The sequence below is a fragment of the Prosthecobacter sp. genome, assembly GCF_049294395.1.
Taxonomy (GTDB): Bacteria; Verrucomicrobiota; Verrucomicrobiia; order Verrucomicrobiales; family Verrucomicrobiaceae; genus Prosthecobacter.
This window is the reverse complement of record NZ_JBAQCR010000049.1, coordinates 1-6264: the sequence shown is the minus strand read 5'-3', so window position 1 is coordinate 6264 and position 6264 is coordinate 1. Positions and strand designations below refer to the sequence as shown.

6 protein-coding genes are annotated in these 6264 nt (G+C 61.3%); 1 reads left to right on the top strand and 5 read right to left on the bottom strand.

Annotated elements, in window-relative coordinates:
• Positions 1–416, top strand: a 416-nt coding sequence (locus WAW39_RS03170) for a hypothetical protein (RefSeq protein ID WP_422315693.1), incomplete at its 5' end; no start/stop codon positions are given.
• Here the strand turns inward: WAW39_RS03170 and WAW39_RS03165 are convergent.
• The 5 genes from WAW39_RS03165 to WAW39_RS03145 all read right to left on the bottom strand — a co-directional run.
• Complete coding sequence (locus WAW39_RS03165; RefSeq protein ID WP_422315691.1) at positions 417–1604, bottom strand: hypothetical protein; 1188 nt, start codon at positions 1602–1604, stop codon at positions 417–419.
• Positions 1601–2413, bottom strand: a complete 813-nt coding sequence (locus WAW39_RS03160) for a hypothetical protein (RefSeq protein ID WP_422315689.1) — start codon at positions 2411–2413, stop codon at positions 1601–1603. Before WAW39_RS03160 ends, WAW39_RS03165 begins: the two co-directional genes overlap by 4 nt.
• 177 nt (positions 2414–2590) lie before the next feature.
• Positions 2591–2893 carry a hypothetical protein gene (locus tag WAW39_RS03155; protein ID WP_422315687.1) on the bottom strand — a complete coding sequence of 101 codons (303 nt, stop codon included), beginning with the start codon at positions 2891–2893 and terminating at the stop codon, positions 2591–2593.
• Between the two features lie 7 nt (positions 2894–2900).
• A complete protein-coding gene (locus WAW39_RS03150; RefSeq protein ID WP_422315685.1) occupies positions 2901–3698 on the bottom strand; it encodes a hypothetical protein in 798 nt (265 codons plus the stop codon).
• Between the two features lie 6 nt (positions 3699–3704).
• On the bottom strand, positions 3705–6264 hold a 2560-nt coding region (locus tag WAW39_RS03145; protein ID WP_422315683.1), incomplete at its 5' end, for a beta strand repeat-containing protein.

Here is a 6264-nt window from a genome sequence, read left to right as displayed (position 1 = left end):
CCCTTGCGCCTGTGCAGAAGTCCTGCATCGCCCGGATCGACAGCCTGTTGAAAACCGCAGGCGGGGCCAAGCTGGAGACGGTGACGGAACTGGGCAAGGTTCGGGCGGAGATCGAGGCGGGGAAGGTGTTTCCAATTGCCTCCCTTGCGGCCAACATTCCAATGGAGTGGACGTATCATAACAGCCCCGATAGACAGGTTAATAATGGGGACATGAAGTTGAACGCAGACGGAAGTCTCACTTTGGGCAATGCCAATCAATCAACCTCTGGGAAGTGGGAGATTACCAGTAAGCCGAACGTGTTGAAAGTGGTCCTCAATACTACTGGCGGCGTGGAAAAGTGCCAGATGACAATCAATGGCACAGAGGCAGAGTTGAAGCGCCCCATTGGCACTCGGTACCTCAAGGCCAAGTGATCAATTCGCCTTCGCGCGAACAAAGCAGCGTTTAGTATCACATGGCCATGTCCGTGCGCTCTTGAATGTTTTGCTGATGCGCTTTACCCACCACATGGCATCATGCTGGCTGACGTGAGCGTTGCTTCCATCTGGCAAAAGCTGGTTTGCCGGGAACATGTGAATGATGAAAATCCAGTCGTCACACACGTCCGCCATGCTTTTCATCATCGCATCAATTTCAGTTTCGGGTACATGCTCCATGACATCAGTGCAAAGACCGATGTTAAATCGTGCTTTTGGCAAAGCATCGCGACCAGGAATGGCTGGATCATAAAATGTGAGTTTGGCGTTCGGAAATAGTTTCTCGAGAGCTCGGCTGTTTCCACAGCCCCAATCAATGGCCGAATTAATCTTAATGTCTCGCAGTTCATCCCGAATCATCCTGAGGTCATTTTGAGATGGGCCTGAACCATAAGAGGGATTCTTTTTGTGAATCTCGATATAGTCGGGCAGATGCTTCATTTTAACCTGCGCATTCTCATTGAATCCGATATGTCTAATGCACATCACCCATGGCTCATTGCTGGTAAAAAGAAACCCATCGTGCTCCGTGATCCATTTCGGAGACATGCCAGTCCTCCCAGCCAGGCAGGAGAGTGCATGTAGAGCCATCATGTCGCCTTTGCCATCCAGGAAGCGCAGGGGATACTTCATCCAGTCAATCTGTCCCATGACTTGCTGCCAGCACCCGATTGCCTCCTGAATCATCGCCTTGGCCACTGAACTGTTGTCGTCCAAGTGTGCCTTGTAGGCCAATGTAGTCATCACGCGCAGCATGGAAAGCACTGCAGGTGGATACTTGCGCCAGTGCTCCATCAGTGTCTCAGCCGCCCTCTCGGCGCGTTCGGGTCGGTCCCACAGAGTCCAAAGGTAGAAATCAGATGCAGCCTGGGAGGTGATCCAACGAGGCCCGTCTGGATGTCGTAGGGTTATTTGATGCTTCTGCCATATCCTGTGCTCATATTCCTCGCGTGAAACATGTCCATCGATGGCCCGGTACGTGAGCCAGCATTGGGCATGGCACTGATATTCTATCGGTGTTTCAAGGTCCTCATCAAATAAGCTCCAAGCTGTTCTCCATTTATCCTCCATGCTACCTGCTACGCCTGGCATAAGAAGCGTTGAGAGTTTGAAATAGTCTTTCATGCGAGTTCCACGCTAAGGGCCAGATGTTCTCTTGCCACGCTGTCGCACAGATCGGCGGCGGCGTAGCCATGTGCCTGCTCCATGAAGAGCAGGTGGGAAAGTTTGCCGGTCAGCGGCACGCCGGCGGCGTGCACGGCGTAGATGACGCGTGGGACGTATGGAAACATGCCGTGCTCAGCATAGCCGCGGAGCCAGTTCATGGAGACGGGCAGCAGGCTGATCGAAATGCCAAGCTGGCGGACGGCGGCGTTGAGGTAGAACTGGTCGCCGAAGTCGCCGACGGGCGGCCTTTTCCCTTCCTGGACATCCTGCCAGATGATGCGTGCGGTGGAAAACACGGCGGCATGCTGCGGCTTCGATAGATCGCAGGTGAAGAACCCGCTGTTGAAGTAGCTCAGGGCGTCCAGGCCATGGGCTTCAATGTCATACGAAGCGAAGGAGCTGGGGTGCTTGTGGCCGTGGTCACGCACCGCGCACCATGCGCCCGACTGCCACACGGGGGGGAAGCTGCGGATGGGCCGGAAGTCGAGGTCGCAGAACACCATTTTGCGCGGCCCGACGAGGAGATCGAGCTTCATCTTGGTTTCGTAGCCTTCAGAGTCTGCGCATTCGATGACCAGGACGGGCAGGCCAAAATGCCTGCGGAATGCCGCGACGGCTTCTTCACGCATGTGGGCATAGGCGGGTGTGCAGATCGTGACACACAGGGCTTCGGGCTCGACCATGCCGGAGAGCCGGCTCTGGTGCAGGCGTGGGTCATGGGGTTTGGGGGTGTGGTCTTTCTTGAGTGGGTGGTTTGCAGTTTTCACAGGTGGGTTGAGCTAATGTATTTCATCAAAAATAGGTGTATGAGCCGCCGCCTCCGTAATCTCCTCCAGAGCCGCTCAGGCTCATTCCAGGCGGCCGTTTTGAATCATGGGGTTTGGGTGTGGCGCTTGTCCTGGGTCGTGGCTTGGCGGGCTTCATGGGTGGTCTGGGCTGCTTTGTCAGGCTTGGGTGTTTCGATTGATGTAAGTGAATTCGCCGCCAATGAAGAAACCGAAGTCTTCACTGCCGGTGTCGGGGAGTGGGATGGTCACAGTGCCTGGCGCGGTGCCGGAGACGAAGACTGAGGGGGGCGTCAGGCTGCTCTGGGCGGTGGTGAAGCTGGGCCTCTTGTTGCCGGCGCGGATGGTCAGATTGTTCTGCGTGATGCCGGTCGTCACCGTGACGCCGGGGATGGTGTTGACCCACTGCCGGGCCAGCCAGGGGCTGCCGACTTGAAGGGTGCCGATGGAGGTCTGGATCATGAGTGTGTCACTGGGTGGTATCGCGGTCGTCGATCGGCGGGTAGGCCTCCACCAGCTCGCGGAACCAGAAGCCGCCGATGTTTTGCGGCGTGTCCTCCACGGGGTAGATTTCCCAGTCCGTCATCGGCGTGGCGGGGTATTCCTGCGCCACCAGGTCTCCGCCGACCTCCACGTCCTGCGTGCCTGCGCCAAAGATGACCTTGCCGCTGCTCTGGAAGTGCGGAAAGCGGCAGTCCGGGTGCAGGCACTCGGGGAAGTTCCCGCTGCTGCCGTCAAAGCTCCACTGGATGGTGTCGGTGACCGGGGTGGGGGAGCGGTTGGTGCTGCGCGGCCAGGGCCGCTCTGAGAGAAAGCGGCTGGTCTTGAACCACGTGGGATACATCGCCCCGTCACGCGATTTGCTGCGCACGTGGATGACGTTGCCGCTGGACTGCTGCGCGAGGGACAGCGGCAGGTTGCCCTGCTCAAACCACAGCTTCAGCAGCACCGTGGGCCAGTATTGCATGCGCTTGACCCAGGAGACCTGGAAGGGCGTGTTGCGTTCGGTCTCGGTGCGTGTTCTGGCGAAGATGAAGGCGCGCTTCTGGTAGTCTGCCTTCATGGAATGCACCAGCGTGTAGCCCTGCAGGCTTTCGGGGATGGACTCGGCGTTTTTGATCCATGCCGGGCAGTCGCGCCAGAGCACGGCGTTGGTGAGGAAGTCCGGGATCATGTCGCTCACGCCTTCCTTGGCGGTGATGGAGAAGCCGCGCTCTGCGGGGTTGGGCGTGTCCACCCAGTCGAAGTTGGAGTTGATGGAGGGCATGGTGTTTTAGGCGCGTGGTTGTGCTCCCCAGCCCATCACATCCGTCTTGCGGAACTTGTAGCCGAGGCCGTTGCTGGAAATGAAGACCAGCCAGGTGGTGGTCTTGTCAAACTGGCGTGGCGCAGCTCCCGATGCAGAGTCAGACAAAGACCCGAAGGTGGGAGTGATGACGACGGCCTCTGAGGTGGCGCCCACAATTCCCTTGCTGATGGACACCTTGGTCAGATGGCCGGGCGTGGTCATCTGCCCGCCGAAACCCATGGAGCTGGACCTGGAATTGGAACTGGGGCCGATGCCCCAGTAGCTCGATCCCCCGCCTGAAAATCCAGATGAGCCAGAGGCCGAATTGTCCAGCTGCACGGTCGCCTGAAACTCATTGCGGTAGGGCTCGCCTTTTTCCGTGGTGCCCTCCTCGGCGAGCTGCCCCGTCCACTGCGGCACAAAGCCGTCGCCGCGCCCGCCCTTGAGGTAGATGTAGGTGTCCGTGGGCGTGGTGGTGACGTAGGTGAAGAGGCTGTTGGCCGCGCTCGTTCCGGCGGCGGCCGTGACCTGCACGCTGGCCGTGCCTGCGAGGCCCGCCGGAGTGGTGCAGGTGATGGTGGTGGCATCGACCACTTTGAAATTCGCCGCCGACAGGCCGCCGATGGTCACGCCCTCGGCTCCGGTGTGGTCAGTATCTCCGGTGAAGTAGGTGCCTTTGATGGTCACCGTGGTGCTGCCTGAGGTGGGGCCGATGGGCGGGGAGACGCTGGTGACGGTGGGCAGCGCCAGCACATAGGTGAACGTGACATTGTCCGTGCTGGGGCCGTTCGGTGTGGTGACCACCACGCTACGCGGTGTTCCCGCGTTGCCCACCGGGGTGGTGCAGGTGAGGGTGTTGTCATTGACGACGATGAGGCGGGTGGCCGGCGTGCCGTCGATGGTCACGCCGGTGGTGCCAGTGAAGCTCCGGCCGGTGAGGGTGATCGTGGTGCCGCCTGCGGACGTGCCGCTGTCCGGTGAGACTTCGGTGACGGTGGGGGGGGTCAGTTCATAGGTGAAGAGGCTGTTGTCTGCATTGGTGCCGCCCACGGTCGTGACCACCACACTCACCGTATCCACACTGCCCGGTGGGGTGATGCAGGTGAGGGTGGTGCTGTCGATGACGGTGACATTCGTCGCAGGCACGCCACCGATGGTCACGCCACCTGTCCCGTTAAAGTTGGTGCCAGTGATGGTCACCAGGGTGCCGCCCAGCGTCGATCCTCTGGCGGGAGAGATGGCATTGGCAGTTGTGCCGGTGACGGTGGGCGGGGGCTGCACATAGGTGTAGAGATTGCTGCTCGCCGCCCCGCTGGGTGTGGTGACAGCCACGCTCGCCGCACCTGCCGTGCCCGCAGGTGTGGTGCAGACAATGGTCGTGGGACCGGCCACGATGACGTCGGTGGCCGGCACGCCGCGAAAGGTCACCGCAGTCGCCCCGGTGAAGTTGGTGCCTGTGATCGTCACACTCGTGCCGCCTGCGGATGAGCCGGCGGCCGGCCCGATGTCTGTGACGGTGGGCGGTGTCAGCACATAGCTGTAGAAGTTGTTGGCGGCATTCACCCCGCCGGGGGTGGTGACCAGCACGCTGGCCGTGCCTGCGCTGCCGCTGGGGGTGACGCAGGTGAGACTGGTGCTGCTGGCCACGGCGACACTGGTGGCCGCTGTGGTGCCAAAGGTGACGATGGGGGTGAAGGGGTTGGGTCCGGTGAAGTTCGTCCCGGTGATGGTCACAGTCGTTCCGCCATTGGCTGTGCCGCTGGTGGCCGTGATGCCGCTCGTGGTCGCGATGCTGCTGACGGTGGGCGCAAGCACATAAGCGTAGAGACTGTTGCCTGCATTGGCGCCGCTGGGCGTGGTGACGACCACACTGGCCGTCCCTGCGCTGAGCGCAGAAGGGGTGGTGCAGGTGAGGCTGTTGCCGCTGATGTGCACGGCGATGCTGGTGGCGGGATTGCCGCCAATGGTCACACCGGTGGCCCCGATGAAGTTTGTCCCCGTGAGGGTCACGCTCTTGCCGCCGCTGAGCGGCCCGCTGGAAGGTGAGATGCTGGTCACCGTGGGCGCGGTCTGGTAGGTGTAGAGCGTGTTGGCCGCGTTGGAGCCGCTGGGCGTGGTGACGACCACGCTGGCCGTGCCTGCGCTGCCGCCGGGCGTGGTGCAGGTGATCTGGGTGGGGCTGTCCACGTTGACGCTGGTGGCGTCCGTGCCGCCAATTTTCACACCGGTGGCCCCGGTGAAGTTTGTCCCCGTGATGACCACAACGGAGCTGCCGCCAAGCGGGCCGCTGGGAGGGGAGATGCTGGTCACCGTGGGCGCGGCCTGGTAGGTGTAGGTGAGGCCGTCCGTGTCCGGGCCGTCGACGTTTGTCACCACCACGCTGGCTGTCCCCGCGCTGCCCGCCGGGGTGGTGCAGGTGATGCTGGTGTCACTGACGACGGTGAGGCTGGTGGCCGCCGCGCCGCCGATGGTGACGCCGGTGGCCCCGGTGAAGCTGGTTCCGGTGATCGTCACGCTGACGCCGCCGCTGAGCGGGCCGCTGGAC